We start from the raw sequence: 18,698 nt of genomic DNA, 5'->3' as shown, positions 1-18,698 counted from the left end.
CACGGGTCCAGCATCCAGCCTGCCGGGGGCTCCCGCACGCGCAGACACCGAATTGACGCCTTTCAGCGATACATCTCGCGCAGGCGTTCGGCGGCGTCCGCGAACCGGATCCGCAGCGACTCGGGCGCCAGGACCTCCAACTCGGGCCCCAGCGCCAGCAGCTGGCCATAGGCCACATCCAGCGATTCCACCGGCAGCGTGAGGGTGCGCAGGCCGTCCGGACCCGGCTCGGAGGCCTCCGCGAGCGCGGTGGCGGCCGCCGCCCGGTCACCGGTGTACGCCAGCATCCGCGCCCCGCGCTCGGACACCCGTACGGTCACCTCACTGCGCAGCAGGGACCGGGCGAACCCGGTGGCCCGCTCCTCCCAGAACCCGGGCAGGTCGAAGGTCCCGTCCCGGTCGAACCGTTCGTCGGCGGGCTCCACGGCGGTGAAGCGGTCGATCCGGTAGACCCGGAAGTCCTCGCCCGCCCGGGCGCAGAGGTACCAGACCCCGGCCTTGAGGACGAGACCGTACGGAGCCAGCTCCCGCGCCACCTCCCTCCCCTCCTGCTCGCGGCCCCCGCCCGGGCGGTAGCGGGCCCGCAGCAGCCGGTCGTCCCAGACCGCGTCGGCGATGACGGGCAGCAGTCCGGGGGTCTCCGGCTCGTGGTACCAGGAGGGCGCGTCCAGGTGGAAGCGCCGGGCGGCGGAGGAGGAGGCGTCGCGGAGGGAGGGCAGCAGCGCCGCCGACACCTTGAGGCGGGCGGCCGACGCCGCGTCCTCCAGCCCCATCTCGCGCAGCGCGGCGGGCAGCCCGGAGAGGAACAGCGCCTCCGCCTCGTCCCGGGCGAGGCCGGTCAGCCGGGTGCGGTAGCCGCCGACGAGCCGGTAGCCGCCGGCCCGGCCGCGCTCCGCGTACACCGGGACGCCCGCGTCGGAGAGCGCCTGCGCGTCCCGGGTGACCGTACGCTCCGACACCTCCAGCTCGGCCGCCAGCTCGGCGGCGGTCATCGCGGGTCGGGCCTGCAGAAGCAGCACCATCTTGATCAGCCGGGCAGCGCGCATGGCCCCATTGTGGCGGCACCGGCACGGTGGACCACGCCGGAACCCCCGGCCGCCGGGCGGGCGCGTTGTCGGACGCGCACGCTCCGGTGACCGGGGGCTTCGGCTTCGTACAGGACTTCGTACAGGACTTCGTACAGGACCTCGTGTAGGAGGGGGGCCGTACGGGAGTGGGCTCAGAGCCCGTAGCGCTCCCGGGCCTCCTTGATCGCGGAGGCCGGGACCTCGCCGCGCCTGGCGAGCTGGGCCAGCGAGGCCACCACGATCGACTGGGCGTCGACGCCGAAGTGGCGGCGGGCCGCGGCGCGGGTGTCGGAGAGGCCGAAGCCGTCCGTGCCGAGCGAGGACCAGTCCTGCTCCACCCACTGGCTGATCTGGTCCGGGACCTGGCGCATCCAGTCGCTGACCGCGAGCACCGGGCCCGGAGCGCCGGAGAGCGCCTGCGTCACGTACGGGACCCGCTGCTCACCGCGGAGCAGCGCCTCGTCGGCCTCCAGCGCGTCGCGGCGCAGCTCGCCCCACGAGGTGGCGGACCAGACGTCGGCCGTGACACCCCAGTCGGCGGCCAGCAACTCCTGGGCCTCCAGGGCCCAGTGGATCGCCGTACCGGAGGAGAGCAGCTGGATGCGCGGCGCGTCCGCCTTCGCGGGCGTGCCCTCCTTGAAGCGGTACAGGCCCTTGACGATGCCCTCCTCGACGCCCTCGGGCATCGCGGGCTGGGGCTTCGGCTCGTTGTAGACCGTCAGGTAGTAGAAGACGTCCTCGGCCTCGGGGCCGTACATCCGGCGCAGGCCGTCCTTGACGATCACCGCGACCTCGTACGCGAACGCCGGGTCGTAGTTGAGCGAGGCCGGGTTGGTGGCCGCGATCAGGTGCGAGTGGCCGTCCGCGTGCTGGAGGCCCTCACCCGTCAGGGTCGTACGGCCCGCCGTCGCCCCGACGATGAAGCCCTTGCCGAGCTGGTCGGCGAGCTGCCACATCTGGTCGCCGGTCCGCTGCCAGCCGAACATCGAGTAGAAGATGTAGAACGGGATCATCGTCTCGCCGTGCGTCGCGTACGACGTGGCGGCGGCGATGAAGTCGGCCATGGACCCGGCCTCGGTGATCCCCTCGTTGAGGATCTGGCCGTCCTTGGCCTCCTTGTAGTACATCAGCTGGTCGCGATCGACCGGGTCGTACGTCTGCCCCAGCGGCGAGTAGATGCCGGCGGACGGGAAGAGGGACTCCATGCCGAAGGTACGGGCCTCGTCCGGGACGATCGGCACCCAGCGCTTGCCGGTCTCCTTGTCCCGCATCAGGTCCTTCACCAGGCGGACGAACGCCATGGTGGTAGCCATCTCCTGCTTGCCGGACCCCTTGTACAGGGCCTTGAACGCGCGCTCCTCGGGCTGCGGCAGCGGCGCGGAAGCGTGCATCCGGCGGGCCGGGGCGGGGCCGCCGAGGGCGGCACGGCGCTCCTGGAGGTAGCGGACCTCGGGGGAGTCGGCGCCGGGGTGGCCGTAGGGGACGAGACCGTCCTCGAAGGCGCTGTCGGGGATCGGGAGGCCGAGCAGCTCGCGCATGCCCTTGAACTCGTCGATCGACAGCTTCTTCATCTGGTGGTTGGCGTTCTTGGACTCGAAGCCCTTGCCGAGCGTGTAGCCCTTGACCGTCTGGGCCAGGATCACGGTCGGCGCGCCCTTGTGCTCGACGGCCGCCTTGTACGCCGCGTACACCTTGCGGGCCTCGTGGCCGCCGCGCGAGGTGTAGAAACACTCGCCGATCTTCGCGTCCGTGAGCAGCTTCGCCAGCTCGGCGAGCGCGGGCTCGGCGCCGAAGAAGTGCTCGCGGATGTAGGCGACGTCGCGGGTGGCGTACGTCTGGAACTGCGCGTCCGGGACCTCCCGCAGGCGGCGCAGCAGCGCGCCCGTGGTGTCCAGCTGGAACAGCTCGTCCCAGGCGTTGCCCCAGAGCGTCTTGACGACGTTCCAGCCGGCCCCGCGGAACTGCGCCTCCAGCTCCTGGACCACGCGGAAGTTGGCGCGGACCGGGCCGTCGAGGCGCTGCAGGTTGCAGTTGATGACGAAGGTCAGGTTGTCGAGCTGCTCACGGGAGGCCAGCGCGAGGGCGGCCGTCGACTCGGGCTCGTCCATCTCGCCGTCGCCCAGGAAGGCCCAGACGTGCGAGTTGGCGGTGTCCTTGATGCTGCGGTTGGTCAGATAGCGGTTGAAGCGCGCCTGGTAGATGGCCGAGAGCGGGCCGAGGCCCATCGACACGGTGGGGAACTCCCACAGCCAGGGCAGCCGCCGGGGGTGCGGGTAGGACGGCAGACCGTCGCCGCCCGTCTCCTGGCGGAAGTTGTCCAGCTGCCGCTTGTTGAGCCGGCCGTCGAGGAAGGCGCGGGCGTAGATGCCGGGGGAGGCGTGGCCCTGGATGTAGAGCTGGTCGCCGGAGCCGTCCCCCTCCTTGCCGCGGAAGAAGTGGTTGAAGCCGGTCTCGTAGAGCCAGGCGGCCGAGGCGAAGGTGGCGATGTGGCCGCCGACCCCGTACCTGGCTCCCCGGGTCACCATCGCGGCCGCGTTCCAGCGGTTCCACGCGGTGATCCGCGACTCCATCTCCAGGTCGCCGTCGAACGCGGGCTCGGCGGCGGTCGGGATGGTGTTGACGTAATCGGTCTCCAGCAGCTTGGGCAGCGCGAGACCGGCGCCCTCGGCGTGCTGCAGCGAGCGGCGCATCAGGTACGCGGCACGGTGCGGGCCGGCGGCCTGGGTGACGGCGTCCAGGGAGGCCGCCCATTCGGCGGTCTCCTCGGGGTCACGGTCCGGGAGCTGGTCGAGCTCGCTCGGAAGCTTTCCTACGGGGTCGGTCATGATCGCCGCCTTCCGGAGAGGAGGGGGGTGGAGAAGGCCCTGGCTGGCAGGACAGGGCGATGGGGCCGGTGGGCCCGCGGATGAACTGTAAGGCGCTGATCGATGATCGATCAAAGGATTGAAGGCAAAACTTCTCGATACGAAGAAAAGTGGCATGGGGTGCCTCGAAAGGGGGCACGGAGTGACGCGAAATAGCGTGCAAATGGGGCGCTGACCTGCACGGAAGAGCAGGCTGGGCGGCAGATGATCGGAGCTTCACAGGGGTCGTCGGGCGAAGGGCGCCGGGAAGCTCGCTGGCGCCGGGAAGCTCGTCGGCACCGGGAAGGCTCAGGCCCGGGGCGCGCAGCCGAGCACGTGCGCCTTCACCAGGGCCCCGATCGCCGGGTCCTCGGCGAGGAACGCGTCGATGAGCGCCTGGTGCTCCTCCGCGTACGACTTCTGCACCGTGCCCAGCCAGCGGATCGACAGGGCCGTGAACACCTCGATGCCCAGCCCCTCCCAGGTGTGCAGCAGCACCGCGTTCCCGGCCGCCCGCACCATCTCCCGGTGGAAGCCGACCGTGTGCCGTACCTGCGCCTCGCCGTCGGCCAGCCGGTCCGCCTCGTACAGCGCGGCCACGTGCGGGGCCAGCGCCGAGCAGTCCCGGCCGAGCCGCGGGGCCGCCAGCTCCGCCGCGATCTGCTCCAGCCCGGCCCGGACCGGGTAGCTCTCCTCCAGATCGGCCGCGGTGAGGTTGCGGACGCGTACGCCCTTGTTGGGGGCCGACTCGATCAGCCGCAGCGTCTCCAGCTCGCGCAGCGCCTCGCGCACGGGCGTCTGGCTGACCTCCAGCTCGGTGGCGATGCGGCGCTCCACGATCCGCTCACCCGGCTTCCAGCGCCCGCTGACGATCCCCTCCACGATGTGCTCGCGGATCTGTTCGCGCAGCGAGTGGACGACGGGCGGGGTCATGGAGGGCTCCTTCAGGGCAGACCGGTGCTGCCTACATCATCACGGCGGCGGTAGGCCTTCTGTGGTGGTTAGACAATACGGCGGCGCCCCCGCCCGGATGAGTTCCGGACGGGGGCGCCGCTGGTGAGGCTGGTTACAGCCGGGCAGTTCAGAGGCCGAGTTCGACCTCGAACTCACCCGCCTCCAGGATCGCCTTGACCGACGTCAGGTAGCGGGCGGCGTCCGCGCCGTCCACCAGACGGTGGTCGTAGGAGAGCACGACGTACGTCATGTCGCGCACCGCGATCGTCTCGCCGAGGTCCGGGTGGTCGATGACCACCGGACGGCGGACCGTGGCGCCGATGCCCAGGATGGCCGCCTGGTTCGGGGGCACGATGACGGTGTCGAACAGCGCACCGCGCGAACCGGTGTTGGTGATGGTGAAGGTGGCGCCGGACATGTCGTCCGGCGTCAGGCCGCCACCGCGCGCCTTGCCCGCGAGCTCCGCGGTCTTCTTGGCGATGCCGGCGATGTTCAGGTCGCCCGCACCCTTGATGACCGGGGTCATCAGACCCTTCTCGGCGTCCACGGCGATGCCGATGTTCTCCGAGTCGAAGTACGTGATGGTGCCCTCGTCCTCGTTGATCCGGGCGTTGACGACCGGGTGGGCCTTCAGCGCCTGGGCCGCCGCCTTCACGAAGAACGGCATCGGGGACAGCTTGACGCCCTCACGGGCGAGGAAGGCGGACTTCGCCTGGTTGCGCAGCTTCATCAGCTTGGTGATGTCGACCTCGACGACCGAGGTCAGCTGGGCCTGCGAGTGCAGCGCCTTCATCATGTTCTCGCCGATGACCTTGCGCATGCGGGTCATCTTGACCGTCTGACCGCGCAGCGGGGACGCCTCCAGCTTCGGCGCCTTGGCGGCCGCCGGAGCAGCGGCTGCCGGGGCCGGAGCGGCCGCGGCGGCCTTGGCGGCCTCCGCGGCGGCGACCACGTCCTGCTTGCGGATACGGCCACCGACGCCGGTGCCCTTGACCGCGCTCAGGTCCACGTTGTTCTCGGACGCGAGCTTGCGGACCAGCGGCGTGACGTACGCGCCGTCGTCACCGGAGGGCGCGGCCGGGGCGGCCGGCGCCGGGGCGGCGGGGGCGGGCTGCGCCGGCGCCGGGGCGGCGGGAGCCGCCGGGGCCTGGGCCGGAGCGGCCGGAGCCGGAGCCGCGGGGGCCGGGGCGGGAGCCGCAGGGGCCTCCTGCTTCGGCTCCTCGGCCTTGGGGGCCTCGGCCTTCGGGGCCTCCTGCTTCGGGGCCTCCTGGGCCGGGGCGGCGGGCTGCGCCGGAGCGGCGGCCGGGGCCGCGCCCGGAGCGCCGATGACGGCGAGCTTGGCGCCGACCTCGGCGGTCTCGTCCTCGCCGACCACGATCTCCAGCAGCACACCGGCGACCGGGGCGGGGATCTCGGTGTCGACCTTGTCCGTGGAGACCTCCAGCAGCGGCTCGTCCTCGGCCACCTCCTCGCCGACCTCCTTGAGCCAGCGGGTGACGGTGCCCTCGGTGACGCTCTCGCCGAGCGCCGGGAGGGTGACGTCGGTGCCCTCGGCGGACGAAGCGCCGGTGGTCGCCTCGGCGGTCGGGGCCTGGGCCGGAGCCTCGGTCTCGGTCGACGGGGCGGTGGGCGCCTCCTCGGCCTGCGGGGCCGGGGTGGAGGCGGGCTCGGCGGCGGGGGCCTCGGCGGCGGGAGCCTCGGCCTGCGGGGCTTCGGCCTCGGTCGGCGCGCCCGAGCCGTCGTCGATGACGGCCAGCTCGGCGCCGACCTCGACGGTCTCGTCCTCGGCGACCTTGATGGAGGTCAGAACACCGGACGCGGGGGCCGGGATCTCGGTGTCGACCTTGTCGGTCGAGACCTCGAGCAACGGCTCGTCGGCCTCGACGCGCTCGCCCTCGGCCTTCAGCCAACGGGTGACAGTGCCCTCGGTGACGCTCTCGCCGAGCGCCGGAAGGGTTACGGAAACCGACATGGTTTCAGTTGCTCCTTACGAAATTGCGGAAGTGGTCGGTCGTCGCGCCCGGGACCGGGGGATCAGTCGTGGGCGTGGAGAGGCTTGCCGGCCAGCGCCAGGTGAGCCTCGCCCATCGCCTCGTTCTGCGTCGGGTGTGCGTGGATGAGCTGGGCGACCTCGGAGGGCAGCGCCTCCCAGTTGTAGATCAGCTGTGCTTCGCCGACCTGCTCGCCCATGCGGTCGCCCACCATGTGGACGCCGACCACGGCACCGTCCTTGACCTGGACGAGCTTGATCTCGCCCGCGGTCTTCAGGATCCGGCTCTTGCCGTTGCCCGCGAGGTTGTACTTGAGGGCGACGACCTTGTCCGCGCCGTAGATCTCCTTGGCCTTGGCCTCGGTGATGCCGACGGAGGCGACCTCGGGGTGGCAGTACGTCACCTTGGGCACGCCGTCGTAGTCGATCGGAACGGTCTTCAGACCGGCGAGACGCTCCGCCACCAGGATGCCCTCGGCGAAGCCGACGTGGGCGAGCTGGAGGGTCGGGACGAGGTCGCCCACGGCCGAGATCGTCGGGACGTTGGTCTGCATGTACTCGTCGACCAGGACATAGCCGCGGTCCATCGCGACGCCCTGCTCCTCGTAGCCCAGGCCCTGCGAGACCGGGCCGCGGCCGATGGCGACGAGCAGCAGCTCCGCCTCGAAGGTCTTGCCGTCGGCGAGCGTCACGCGGACGCCGTCCTCGGTGTACTCGGCCTTGTCGAAGAAGGTGCCGAGGTTGAACTTGATGCCGCGCTTGCGGAACGCGCGCTCAAGAAGCTTGGAGCTGTTCTCGTCCTCGACCGGGACGAGGTGCTTGAGGCCCTCGACGATCGTGATCTCGGTCCCGAAGGACTTCCACGCCGAGGCGAACTCGACGCCGATGACGCCGCCGCCCAGCACGATCGCGGACTTCGGGACGCGGTCCATCTTCAGCGCGTGGTCCGAGGAGATGATCCGGTTGCCGTCGATCTCCAGGCCGGGCAGCGACTTCGGCACGGAGCCGGTCGCCAGCAGCACGTGGCGGCCCTGGACGCGCTGGCCGTTCACGTCCACGGAGGTGGGGGAGGAGAGCTTGCCCTCACCCTCGATGTAGTGGACCTTGCGCGAGGCGATGAGTCCCTGGAGACCCTTGTACAGCCCCGCGATCACATCGTCCTTGTACTTGTTGACGGCCTCCATGTCGATGCCCTCGAAGGTCGCCTTCACGCCGAACTGGGCCGACTCGCGGGCCTGGTCCGCGATCTCGCCCGCGTGCAGCAGTGCCTTCGTGGGGATGCAGCCGTTGTGCAGGCAGGTGCCGCCGACCTTGCCCTTCTCGATCAGGGCGACGTCCAGGCCCAGCTGCGCTCCGCGCAGGGCCGCGGCGTAACCGCCACTGCCACCGCCGAGGATCACTAGGTCGAAAACGGTGCTGGCGTCGTTCGCCACGTCACGTCCTCCATGCATGTGCGCCGTACGCCGGGCCCCGTCGCTGGGGTGTGACCGGCCGGTCGGCTGGTGTGCGGCCGCTTTTGTCTTCGGCCCTGTGGTGGGGGCCCTGTCCTGCCGAGAACCCATCTTCGCACTTGTCGACGGTGGGCGGGACGCGGGGCCCGGGTCCGGGACGGATGATCGTCCGTCCCGGAGGGTTACTGCTGCGTAGATACCTACGGTTTCGGCCGGTGTTCGTCGAGAGCGAAACCCGCTCGCCCGCCGTCGCCCATCCGTCCTGTCCCGCTCATCCTTGCCGCTTACGCTCCGAGAACACGTACGGCCCCGGACCTATGCCCGGGGCCGTACGCGACGGAAGGCGGGGACTCAGCCGAGGTCGCCGGCGGCAGTGCGCTCGGCGAGCCGCACCAGGGTGCGGACCGCGGAGCCGGTGCCGCCCTTGGGCGTGTAGCCGTACGGCGCGCCCTCGTGGAACGCCGGGCCCGCGATGTCCAGGTGCGCCCAGGCGATGCCCTCGCCCACGAACTCCTTCAGGAACAGGCCGGCCACCAGGCCGCCGCCCATCCGCTCGCCCATGTTGGCGATGTCGGCTGTGGGCGAGTCCATGCCCTTGCGCAGGTCGGCGGGGAGCGGCATCGGCCAGGAGGGCTCGCCGACCTCCTCGGCGATCTCGTGGATCGAGGTGCGGAACGCGTCGTCGTTGGCCATCACACCGAAGGTGCGGTTGCCGAGCGCCAGCACCATCGCGCCGGTCAGGGTCGCCACGTCGACGATCGCGTCCGGCTTCTCCTCCGAGGCGCGGGTCAGCGCGTCGGCCAGGACGAGCCGGCCCTCGGCGTCGGTGTTGAGCACCTCGACGGTCTTGCCGCTGTACATGCGCAGCACGTCACCGGGGCGGGTGGCGTTGCCGGAGGGCATGTTCTCGGCCAGCGCGAGCCAGCCGGTGACGTTGACCTTGAGGCCCAGACGGGCGGCGGTGACGACGGCGGCGAACACGGCGGCGGCGCCGGCCATGTCGCACTTCATCGTCTCGTTGTGGCCCGCCGGCTTGAGCGAGATGCCGCCCGAGTCGTAGGTGATGCCCTTGCCGACCAGGGCCAGGGTCTTCTCCGCCTTCGGGTGCGTGTAGGCGAGCCTCACCAGGCGCGGGCCGCGCTCGGCGCCCTGGCCGACGCCGAGGATGCCGCCGAAGCCGCCCTTGACCAGGGCCTTCTCGTCGAGGACCTGGACCTTGACGCCGTGCTCCTTGCCCGCGGCGGTGGCCACGGCGGCGAAGGACTCCGGGTACAGGTCGTTCGGCGGGGTGTTGATCAGGTCGCGGGCGCGGTTGATCTCCTCGACCAGGGCGAGGGCGCGCTCGACGGCGGCCTTGTAGGCCTTGTCACGCGGCTTCGCGCCGAGCAGGGCCACCTCGGCGAGCGGCAGTTTCGGGCCACTGTCCTTGGACTTCGCGTCCTTGGGGGCGAGCTTGTTCTCGCCGCCCTGGTAGGCGGTGAAGGCGTACGCGCCCAGGAGCGCGCCCTCGGCGACGGCGGCGGCGTCCTCGACGGAGGCGGCGGGCAGCGCGAAGCCGGCCTTCTTGGAGCCGGTCAGCGCACGGGCCGCGGTGCCCGCCGCGCGGCGCAGCGCCTCGGCGTCGTAGGCGTCCTCCTTGTCCGGGACCGGACCGAGGCCGACCGCGACGACGACCGGGGCCTTGAGACCGGACGCGGCGGGCAGCTTGGTCAGTTCGCCCTCGGCACCGGTGGCGCCCAGGGTCGCGAGGACGGCGGCGAGCTTTCCGTCGAACGCCTTGTCCACGGCCTCGGCGCCGGGCGCGAGGACCAGACCCGACTTGGACCCAGCGCCCTTGGCGACGCCGACGACGAGTGCGTCGGCGCGCAGCGTCGCCGCACCGGCAGTGCTGAGAGTGAGAGCAGTCACGGTGGTGAAATCTCGCTTCCGTTGAGTTCGAGTTCGGTCGAGGGGTGGGCCGACCGTGCCCGGCGCATCGTAGACGCCCCGACGATGTGCCGGGAATGAGCCTACGCGCGCGGTTCCTGCTCCGGGACGGCGGCGGGGCTTCCGGGACCTTCTCCGACCGTTACGGCGGTCCGGAAAGGCCCGGGAAGGCCCGGGAAGCAAGGCCGCCGATGTGCCCCTCCGTCAGGTCCCGAGCGCCAGTGCCACCAGGGCCGCCGTCGCCGCCGTCTCCCCGACGCCCCCGAAGACGTCCCCGGTGACCCCGCCGAACCGCCGCACGCAGTGCCGCAGCAGCAGTTCGCCCGCGGCGAGCGCGACGAGCACCGCGAGCGCGTGGCGCAGCTCCCCGTACGGGCCGAGGGGCGCGCCCGCCACCGCGCACAGCGCCACCGTCACCACCGCCGCGAGCAGAGCCCGCCCGGCCGGGACCGTGGACGCCACCACCGCGCCGAGCCCCTCCGGCCGGGCCGCCGGGACGCCCTGACGGGACGCCAGGGTCAGCGCGAGGCGGGCGGCGACGCCCGCGACGACGGCCCCGAGGGCCCCGTGCGCCCAGCCCTCCCCGTACAGCTCGAAGAGGACGGCGACCTGGGCCAGCAGGACCAGCAGCAGCGTGATGACACCGAACGGCCCAATGTCGGACTGCTTCATGATCCGCAGCGCGTCCTCGGCCGGCTTTCCGCTGCCGAGGCCGTCCGCCGTGTCCGCCAGGCCGTCCAGGTGCAGCCCCCGGGTCAGGGCGGCGGGCACCGCGACGGAGGCGACCGCCGCGAGCAGCGGCCCCGAGCCGGCCAGCAGGGACAGTGAGCCGAGGGCCCCGGCGAGCAGCCCCACCACGAGCCCGGCGAGCGGGGCCCAGAGCATGCCGGAGCGGGCGGTCCCGCGGTCCCAGCGGGTCACGCGGACGGGCAGCACGGTCAGGGTGCCGAAGGCGAAACGTATGCCGTGGCTGTTCAGGGAGGTCACCGCGCGCAGGCTAGCCGCTGGGCCCCGCCGATAGATTGGGCGAAACGCGTCAATCGCCGCGAAACCTGACGTATCGGGAGTGGGTGGCATGGGTCACTGGTGGCACGACAACATCGCGGAGCCGGGCAAGACGCCCCTGCTCCTCGCGCTGGCCGCCTTCGTCCTGACCTTCGCGATCACCCGCACCGTCACCCGCATGATCCGTGCCGGGAAGGGCCCGTTCCGCGACATCACCCCGGGCGGGGTGCACATCCACCACGTGGTGCCCGGGGTCGTGCTGACGGTGATCGGCGGATTCGGCGCGGTGGCCGGCGGGCGGCACGGCGTGGCCGCGGGGATCTGCGCGGTGGTCTTCGGGGTGGGGGCCGGTCTGGTGCTGGACGAGTTCGCCCTGATCCTGCATCTGGACGACGTGTACTGGACCGAGGAGGGCCGCCGGAGCGTGGAGGTGGTCGTGCTGACCGTCTCGCTGGTGGCGCTGGTCCTGGCGGGCTTCTCGCCGCTCGGCGTCGACGACGTCACCGACGAGGAGCAACAGGGGAGGCTCGGCCTCATCACGACCTACGTGATCAACTTCTGCTTCGTCCTGACCGCCCTGTTCAAGGGCAAGGCACGGATGGCGGTGCTCGGCACCCTCGTCCCCCTCGTCGCCCTGGTCGGCGCGGTCCGGCTGGCCCGCCCCACCTCCCCCTGGGCCAGGCGCTTCTACCGCCACCGCCACCGGGCCCGCTCCCGGGCACTGCTGCGGGCCTACCACCACGACGTGCGCTGGGCCGGGCCGCGCCGGAAGTTCCAGGACCTCATCGGCGGCGCCCCGGACCGCGTCCCACCGCCCGCGCCCAGGTCCTGAGGGCCCGGGCACACCTCAGCCTCAGACGCCGTCGAGGGCAGCCGCCTCCGGCCCCGACTCCGGGGCTTCCGCGCCCTCCGCGTCCTGCTCGGCCACGGTCTTCTCCGGTTCCCGCTCCGGCAGTTCGGCGGCCAGCGCCGCCGCCGCCCGCACCAGCGGCAGCGCCAGCAGCGCACCGCTGCCCTCGCCCACCGTCACGCCGTGGTCCAGCAGCGGGGTCAGCGCCATCCGGTCCAGCGCCTTCGTCTGCGCGGGCTCCCCGCTGACCTGACCGGCCAGCCACCAGTCCGGCGCCCGGAACGCCGCCCGCTGCGCCACCAGCGCGCAGGCCGCCGAGACGACCCCGTCCAGGATCACCGGCATCCGGCGTACCGCGCTCTGCAACAGGAAGCCCGTCATCGCCGCCAGATCCGCCCCGCCCGACGTCGCCAGCAGCTCCAGCTGGTCACCGAGCACCGGCCGGGCCCGGCGCAACGCGTCCCTGATCACCGCGCACTTGCGCATCCACGCCAGGTCGTCGATGCCCGCGCCGCCGCGACCGGTCACCACGGAGGCGTCCGTTCCGCAGAGTGCCGCGACGAGGGTGGCCGCGGCCGTGGTCCCGCCCACGCTGAGGTCGCCGAGCACCACCAGATCGGTGCCGGAGTCCGCCTCCTCGTCGGCGATCGCCATGCCCAGACGGACCGCCTGCCCGGCCTCCTCCGCGCTGATCGCGTCCTCGACGTCGATCCGTCCCGAACCCCGCCGCACCCGGTGCCGCACCACGGACTCGGGCAGCAGCTCCGGATCGCAGTCCAGGGAGACGTCCACGATCCGCATCGGCACCGAGAAGCGCCGCGCCAGCACCGAGACCGGGCTCGCCCCGTCGAGGGCGGAGCGCACCAGCTCGTACGCGCTTCCCGCGGGCCGGCCGGAGACGCCCAGTTCCGCCACCCCGTGGTCACCGGCGAAGAGCACCAGACGCGGCTGCTCGACGGCCCTGACCGGCACGGACTGCTGCGCGGCGCTGAGCCACTCGCCCAGCTCGTCGAGCCGTCCGAGCGCCCCCGGGGGCACGGTCAGCCGCTCGCGCCGCTCCTCGGCATCGCGCCGCACACCCCCGTCGGGGCGTTGGATCAGGTCGGAGAAGTCGTCCAGGTTCACGGAGGTCTGCCTCGCGGGTCGTCACGTCGGGTCCGGTCCGGGAACCCGGCGGCGGGCCCCCGGGGCTGTCCGGATCAGCACCGGACAGGCCCCAGCCGGAACAGTACCGGTCGGCCCACCCGGAGGACCGTGCCCCGAACCAGGGCCAAGGGCCGGCCCCCCTGCCCCCGCCGCGGGCCGCCTACCCCCGCAGCACCAGCACCTGCCCCGCCACCACCAGCAGCACCTGCTCGCACTCGGCCGCCACCGCCGCGTTCAGCCGCCCCAGCTCGTCCCGGAACCGCCGCCCCGCCGACGTCGCCGGCACCACCCCGGACCCCACCTCGTTGGTCACCAGCACCACCGGCCGCCGGGCCCCGCGCACCGCGGCGACCAGCTCCGCGACCCGCTCCCGCAACGCCGCCTCGCCGCCACCGTGCCACCGCTCGTCCTCCCAGGCCTCCACCCGGTCCATCGCGTCGGTCAGCCACAGCGACAGGCAGTCGATCAGCAGCGGCGGCCCGTCCGCCCGCAGCAGCTCCGCGACCTCGCACGTCTCCTCGGTCCGCCAGGCGCCGGGCCTGCGCTCCCGGTGCAGTCCGATCCGGGCCGCCCACTCCGGGTCCCCCTCGCGGCGGCCGCCGGTCGCCACGTACACCACCTCCGGGAAGGTCTCCATGCGCTGCTCCGCCTCCAGCGACTTCCCCGACCGCGCGCCCCCCGTCACCAGCACCCGGCGCGGCACGTCCGGCACCGCGTGGTACTCGCCCACCACCAGCGTCGTCCCGTCCGGCACCGCCCGCGCGCCGGCCGCCGCCAGCCGCCGGTCCAGCGCCGGGCCCGGCGGGGCGTCGTGGTCCAGGTGGACCGCGATCACCTCGGTGGCCGGCCCGACCGCTCCGGCCGACCGCAGCCGGGCCACCGCGTCGGGCCGCCCGATCACATCGAGGACGACCATGTCCAGGGGCCGGTCCAGCCGCTCGGGCAGGCCGGAGGGGGCGGCCCCCGGCGGCAGGTACAGCAGCCGCTCGCCCTCCGGGGAGGTCACCTCGTAACCGGTCCCCGGGGCGTCCATCGCCATCGCCCGCACCCGGTGCCCGCTGATCAGCGTCAGGACCTGGCCGTCCGGAACCCGGCCGGCCGGCGGCAGCAGGGCGGGCAGCTCGACGGCGGGCCCGTCGTGCGGGTGCGTCAGCAGCACCTGCCGGACCGCGCCCAGCGAACGTCCCGCGCGGGCGGCGGCGAACACCGCCCCGGGGGTGAGGTCCAGCAGCAGCGCGCCGTCGACCAGCAGCGCCGTCGCGGCCCGCGCCCACGGGCCGCGGGCCGAGGCGCAGGCCGCGCAGGGACAGGAGGGGCGGGGCAGCCCGTCGGGGGCTCCGGTGCCGAGCAGAGTCAGTTCCACACCTTGATCCTCCCGTGTCCCCGCGTGAGGTGCGCGTCCGGCTACGCTTCGGGAAGCAACGTGACCCAGGAGGCTGGCATGGCGTGGACGTGGCGGTTCGAGAAGTCCGACGGTACGGAGACGGAGCCGGCGTTGCAGCCGGAGGAGTTCACCACCCAGGGCGACGCGGAGTCCTGGATCGGTGAGTTCTGGAAGGAGCTCCTGGAAGGCGGCGCCGCACAGGTGACGCTCTTCGAGGACACCACCAAGATCTACGGCCCGATGAGCCTGAAGGCGGACAGCGCCTGAGGTTCGGCCGACAGCGGACGCCGACAGCGGACGCCGACAGCGGAAAGGGCGGTACGGGAGACCCGTACCGCCCTTTCCGCTGTCGGCGGGGCTCAGATCTCCCCGAGCGTGACCTCCGCCGTCCGGCTGTCGCCGTCGCGCGCGTACGTCACGGTCACCTTCTGGCCGGGCTTGTCGCCCGCCAGCGCCTCGGAGAGCGAGGTGATCGTGGTGACCTCGCTGTCCTCGATCTTCGTGATGGTGTCCCCGGGCCTCAGCCCCGCGTCGTCCGCCGCGCCGCCCCGCTCCACGCTGACCAGCGCCACCCCGGCGGGGCGGTAGCTGTCGTCGACGACCGTGCGGCCCGTGATGTTCAGCGCGGCCCGGCCCGAATCGGTGACCTTGCCGTCCTTGATGATCTGGTCGGCGACCGTCCTCACCATCGAGACGGGGATCGCGAAGCCGATGCCCGGCGCCGCGCTGTCGCCCATCTGCGGGTCGGTCGCCGCGAGGGTCGGAATGCCGATCACCTGGCTGTCGAGGTTGACGAGCGCCCCGCCGCTGTTGCCCGGGTTGATCGCCGCGGACGTCTGCACCATGTTGGCGATCGTCGCGCCCGTGCCGCCGCCCGCCCGGCTCTCGCTCACGGTCCGGCCGAGCGCCGAGACGATGCCCTGGGTGACGCTGCTGGACAGGCCGAGCGGCGAGCCCATCGCCAGCACGATCTGCCCCACCTCGACCTTCTCCGCGTCGCCGAACTTCGCGGGCTTCAGCCCGTCCGGCACCTCGTCGAGCTTGATCACGGCCAGGTCCTGCTCCGGGTAGGAGGAGACCAGCGAGGCGCTCAGCACCGCCTCCCCGGTGGCGACGCTGACCTTGAACTTCTCCTCGTCGCCGACCACATGGGCGTTGGTGACGATGTGCCCCCTGTCGTCGTAGACGACCCCGGAACCGAGGCCTTCCGAGGCGTCGATCTGCACCACCGACGGCAGTACGTCGTTGATGACGTCCTGGTAGGCGTTCTCCAGGTCGTCGGGGGCGCGCTTCACCGCACCCTGCGCCGTACCGGACGCACTGGCTTCGGGGGCGGGAGCCGCCGGACTCGTACCGGAGCAGCCGCCCGCCAGGGCGATGGCGCAGACGGCCACGGACAGGGGAAGCAGCAGCCTGCGCGCCCGGCTGCGGGAGGGGGAGACGTCCATATCCGGAGTCTGACGCTCGCCCCACCCGGGTGCCCGAACTGATGAGCCGAACGGGCCCACCCACGTGAGAACGGGCCCACCCACGTGAGAACGGGCCCGCCCACGTGATGAACGAGCCCGCCCACGTGATGTCCGCGTCAGCCGCGCACGCCGCACAGGTGCAGCAGCGCCGCCACCCCCCGGTAGGGGTCGGTGCGCCCGGCCCGGTCCTCCAGGGCCAGGGCCCGCTCCAGCTCCTCGGCAGGCAGCTCCGCCCCGTCCGCCACGTTGTCCGTGAAGATCCGCACCCCGTACCAGGCGTGCAGCGGGGCGGCGATCCCCGCGAGCGTGGCCCGCAGCGCGTCGAGCCGGTCGGCCCGCACGGTGAGGCCGAGGCGGTTGGTGTACGTGGCGGTGTCGAAGGCGGTCAGGGCCGCGCCGAAGTCACCGGCGAGCCCCGGGCGCATCGCGAGCGCGTCCGCGTTCCGTACGAGCAGGGAGAGCAGCCCGCCGGGGGCCAGCATCCGGGCGAGCCCGGCCAGCATCGGGTCCGGCTCCTCGACGTACATCAGGACGCCGTGGCACAGCACCACGTCGAAGCTGCCGGGCAGGAAGTGCACACCGGTGTCCCGGCCGTCGCCCTCGATGAGCCTGACCCGCTCCCGGATGCCCTCGGGCTCGGTCGCCAGGGCCTCACGGGCCGCCGTCAGCATCCCGTCGTCCGACTCCAGGCCGGTCACCGAGTGACCGGCCCGCGCCAGCCGCAGGGCCTGGGTGCCCTGGCCCATGCCGACGTCCAGGACGCGCAGCCGCTGCCCCACCGGGAACCGCCCGGCTATCTGCTCGTCCAGCTGACGCGCGACGAGCTCCTGGCGGACCCGGTCGCGTACGCCGCCGAGACCTGCCAGCCACGCCGAGGAGGCCCCGGTGAAGCCGGAGGCCTCCGTGCTCAGGGCCGCTCTCCGCGCTTGACCTGCGGCTTCGGAAGCCGCAGTCGGCGCATCTGGAGCGTGCGCATCAGGCCGTACGCCACGGCTCCGCGCTTCGGCGTGTCCGGGAAGCGCTCGCGCAGCTGCTTCTTCAGGCGCATCGAGATACCGATCGAGTCGATCACGATCAGGATGATCACGCCGAGCCAGAGCAGCAACGAGATGCTCTGGATGTTCTGCACCTGGATCACGCTGAGGATCAGGATGATCACGGCGAGCGGCAGGAACCACTCGGCGATGCAGAAGCGCGAGTCCACGTAATCGCGGACGAAGCGCCTGACCGGGCCCTTGTCGCGGACCGGGAGGTAGCGCTCGTCGCCGGAGGCGAGAGCCTCGCGCTGCCTCGCCAGGTCGGTGCGCCGCGCTTCGCGCTGGCGCTTCATGGCCGCCTTGCGATCGGTCGGCGCACTCGACGCGGCACGACGGCGCTGCGTCTGGGCCTCGCTGCGCTTGGGGGTGGGGCGACCCTTGGGAGCCTGCGGGTCGCGGGGCTGCTGGGAGAGGTCCGCCGTCACCTTGTCGGTGGGGGCCTTCTCTGTCTTGGCACGGCTACGGAACACAAAACCCAAGGGTACGGGGTCGGCGCGCGGGCCCGGAGACCCGGGCGGGAACGATCCGGCAACGGACGGCGTCCCCACAGGTGTCCCGACGGGGCGATACGGGTGTCAACCACCCGTTCCCGCACCCGTCACCAGAATGTTCCGGGGCCTCACCTACACCCTGGGCGGGAGTGTTCACGGGGCGCAGTCGTCCTTGGGGAGGAGCACATCGACGTCCGAACAGTGCGGTAATAGAGGCAGGGCCCGTACTGTGGGTTCTATCGGGAGTGCTGGAGTCCAGTCCGTCAGAAGGGGGCGCGCGAAGCCCATGAGCGGTGTCATGAAGCGTATGGGGATGCTCTTCCGCGCGAAGGCAAACAAGGCCCTTGACCGGGCCGAGGATCCGCGCGAGACCCTTGACTACTCGTACCAGAAGCAGCTGGAGCTGCTTCAGAAGGTGCGCCGCGGCGTCGCCGACGTGGCGACGTCCCGCAAGCGCCTGGAGCTGCAGCTGAACCAGCTGCAGGGCCAGTCGTCCAAGCTGGAGGACCAGGGCCGCAAGGCGCTGGCGCTGGGCCGTGAGGACCTGGCGCGCGAAGCGCTGTCCCGGCGCGCCGCCCTCCAGCAGCAGGTCACCGACCTGGAGACGCAGCACACCACGCTGCAGGGCGAGGAGGAGAAGCTCACCCTCGCGGCCCAGCGCCTCCAGGCCAAGGTCGACGCCTTCCGCACGAAGAAGGAGACCATCAAGGCCACCTACACGGCGGCCCAGGCCCAGACCCGGATCGGCGAGGCCTTCTCCGGCATCTCCGAGGAGATGGGCGATGTGGGCCTCGCGATCCAGCGTGCCGAGGACAAGACGCAGCAGCTCCAGGCGCGGGCCGGCGCCATCGACGAGCTGCTCGCCTCCGGCGCCCTGGACGACCCGACCGGCACGGCGAAGGACGACATCGCCGCCGAGCTGGACCGGATCTCCGGCGGCACCGACGTGGAGCTGGAGCTGCAGCGCATGAAGGCCGAGCTGGCCGGCGGCTCCTCGTCCTCGCAGCAGGCCATCGAGGGCGGCGCACAGGACGGTGCGCAGCAGCCGCAGCAGTCGTCCCCGCACAAGTTCGACAAGCAGTAAG

General features: G+C 72.4%; 15 protein-coding genes. 3 read left to right on the top strand and 12 right to left on the bottom strand.

Annotated features, from left to right (window positions below; all coding sequences use genetic code 11):
• Positions 1 to 62: 62 nt before the first annotated feature.
• The 7 genes from D581_RS0115385 to D581_RS0115350 all read right to left on the bottom strand — a co-directional run bounded on the left by D581_RS0115385 (position 63) and on the right by D581_RS0115350 (position 11,218).
• On the bottom strand, positions 63 to 1,046 hold the full coding sequence (locus D581_RS0115385) for a helix-turn-helix transcriptional regulator (RefSeq protein WP_018958111.1): 984 nt from the start codon (positions 1,044 to 1,046) through the stop codon (positions 63 to 65).
• Between the two features lie 173 nt (positions 1,047 to 1,219).
• Positions 1,220 to 3,892: a pyruvate dehydrogenase (acetyl-transferring), homodimeric type gene (gene aceE / locus D581_RS0115375; protein ID WP_018958109.1), complete on the bottom strand. Its 2,673-nt coding sequence runs from the start codon at positions 3,890 to 3,892 to the stop codon at positions 1,220 to 1,222.
• Between the two features lie 327 nt (positions 3,893 to 4,219).
• A complete protein-coding gene (locus tag D581_RS0115370) occupies positions 4,220 to 4,843 on the bottom strand; it encodes a GntR family transcriptional regulator (RefSeq protein WP_018958108.1) in 624 nt (207 codons plus the stop codon).
• 148 nt (positions 4,844 to 4,991) lie between these two features.
• Entirely contained in the window at positions 4,992 to 6,836 is a 1,845-nt protein-coding gene (sucB, locus tag D581_RS0115365; protein ID WP_018958107.1) for a 2-oxoglutarate dehydrogenase, E2 component, dihydrolipoamide succinyltransferase, read from the bottom strand.
• Positions 6,837 to 6,898: 62 nt separating this feature from the next.
• The gene (gene lpdA, locus D581_RS0115360; RefSeq protein ID WP_018958106.1) at positions 6,899 to 8,287 is read right to left on the bottom strand and encodes a dihydrolipoyl dehydrogenase; all 1,389 of its coding nucleotides are present in this window, start codon (positions 8,285 to 8,287) and stop codon (positions 6,899 to 6,901) included.
• 369 nt (positions 8,288 to 8,656) lie between these two features.
• Positions 8,657 to 10,213 (bottom strand): leucyl aminopeptidase, encoded by a 1,557-nt coding sequence (locus D581_RS0115355; protein ID WP_018958105.1) that lies wholly within the window; start codon positions 10,211 to 10,213, stop codon positions 8,657 to 8,659.
• Between the two features lie 222 nt (positions 10,214 to 10,435).
• On the bottom strand, positions 10,436 to 11,218 hold the full coding sequence (locus tag D581_RS0115350; protein ID WP_018958104.1) for an adenosylcobinamide-GDP ribazoletransferase: 783 nt from the start codon (positions 11,216 to 11,218) through the stop codon (positions 10,436 to 10,438).
• An 88-nt stretch (positions 11,219 to 11,306) separates the two neighbouring features.
• On the opposite strand from D581_RS0115350, the gene D581_RS0115345 reads away from it, so the two are divergent.
• Positions 11,307 to 12,068 (top strand): hypothetical protein, encoded by a 762-nt coding sequence (locus D581_RS0115345; protein WP_018958103.1) that lies wholly within the window; start codon positions 11,307 to 11,309, stop codon positions 12,066 to 12,068.
• Positions 12,069 to 12,089: 21 nt separating this feature from the next.
• Here D581_RS0115345 and cobT read toward each other — a convergent pair whose 3' ends face one another.
• Both cobT and D581_RS0115335 read right to left on the bottom strand, forming a co-directional pair.
• Complete coding sequence (cobT, locus tag D581_RS0115340; RefSeq protein ID WP_018958102.1) at positions 12,090 to 13,211, bottom strand: nicotinate-nucleotide--dimethylbenzimidazole phosphoribosyltransferase; 1,122 nt, start codon at positions 13,209 to 13,211, stop codon at positions 12,090 to 12,092.
• A gap of 181 nt (positions 13,212 to 13,392) precedes the next feature.
• Positions 13,393 to 14,595, bottom strand: a complete 1,203-nt coding sequence (locus D581_RS0115335) for a bifunctional adenosylcobinamide kinase/adenosylcobinamide-phosphate guanylyltransferase (protein WP_018958101.1) — start codon at positions 14,593 to 14,595, stop codon at positions 13,393 to 13,395.
• Positions 14,596 to 14,673: 78 nt separating this feature from the next.
• Between D581_RS0115335 and D581_RS0115330 the strand changes: the two genes are divergently transcribed.
• On the top strand, positions 14,674 to 14,883 hold the full coding sequence (locus tag D581_RS0115330; protein ID WP_018958100.1) for a hypothetical protein: 210 nt from the start codon (positions 14,674 to 14,676) through the stop codon (positions 14,881 to 14,883).
• 92 nt (positions 14,884 to 14,975) lie between these two features.
• Here D581_RS0115330 and D581_RS0115325 read toward each other — a convergent pair whose 3' ends face one another.
• The 3 genes from D581_RS0115325 to D581_RS0115315 form a co-directional block, all read right to left on the bottom strand.
• Entirely contained in the window at positions 14,976 to 16,064 is a 1,089-nt protein-coding gene (locus D581_RS0115325) for a trypsin-like peptidase domain-containing protein (protein ID WP_018958099.1), read from the bottom strand.
• A 137-nt stretch (positions 16,065 to 16,201) separates the two neighbouring features.
• Positions 16,202 to 16,864, bottom strand: a complete 663-nt coding sequence (locus tag D581_RS0115320) for a class I SAM-dependent methyltransferase (RefSeq protein ID WP_018958098.1) — start codon at positions 16,862 to 16,864, stop codon at positions 16,202 to 16,204.
• A 128-nt stretch (positions 16,865 to 16,992) separates the two neighbouring features.
• Positions 16,993 to 17,592: a DUF3043 domain-containing protein gene (locus D581_RS0115315; RefSeq protein WP_026290538.1), complete on the bottom strand. Its 600-nt coding sequence runs from the start codon at positions 17,590 to 17,592 to the stop codon at positions 16,993 to 16,995.
• Between the two features lie 319 nt (positions 17,593 to 17,911).
• On the opposite strand from D581_RS0115315, the gene D581_RS0115310 reads away from it, so the two are divergent.
• Positions 17,912 to 18,697, top strand: a complete 786-nt coding sequence (locus D581_RS0115310; protein WP_018958096.1) for a PspA/IM30 family protein — start codon at positions 17,912 to 17,914, stop codon at positions 18,695 to 18,697.
• Position 18,698 lies beyond the last annotated feature (1 nt).

The organism is Streptomyces sp. CNB091 (assembly GCF_000377965.1).
This window is presented reverse-complemented; position numbering and strand designations above follow the sequence as displayed.

Coding starts and splice junctions, on each gene's coding strand:
- D581_RS0115385 (WP_018958111.1), bottom strand. CDS start 1,046: ATGCGCGCTGCCCGGCTGATCAAGATGGTGCTGCTTCTGCAGGCCCGA.
- aceE (WP_018958109.1), bottom strand. CDS start 3,892: ATGACCGACCCCGTAGGAAAGCTTCCGAGCGAGCTCGACCAGCTCCCG.
- D581_RS0115370 (WP_018958108.1), bottom strand. CDS start 4,843: ATGACCCCGCCCGTCGTCCACTCGCTGCGCGAACAGATCCGCGAGCAC.
- sucB (WP_018958107.1), bottom strand. CDS start 6,836: ATGTCGGTTTCCGTAACCCTTCCGGCGCTCGGCGAGAGCGTCACCGAG.
- D581_RS0115345 (WP_018958103.1), top strand. CDS start 11,307: ATGGGTCACTGGTGGCACGACAACATCGCGGAGCCGGGCAAGACGCCC.
- D581_RS0115330 (WP_018958100.1), top strand. CDS start 14,674: ATGGCGTGGACGTGGCGGTTCGAGAAGTCCGACGGTACGGAGACGGAG.
- D581_RS0115325 (WP_018958099.1), bottom strand. CDS start 16,064: ATGGACGTCTCCCCCTCCCGCAGCCGGGCGCGCAGGCTGCTGCTTCCC.
- D581_RS0115310 (WP_018958096.1), top strand. CDS start 17,912: ATGAAGCGTATGGGGATGCTCTTCCGCGCGAAGGCAAACAAGGCCCTT.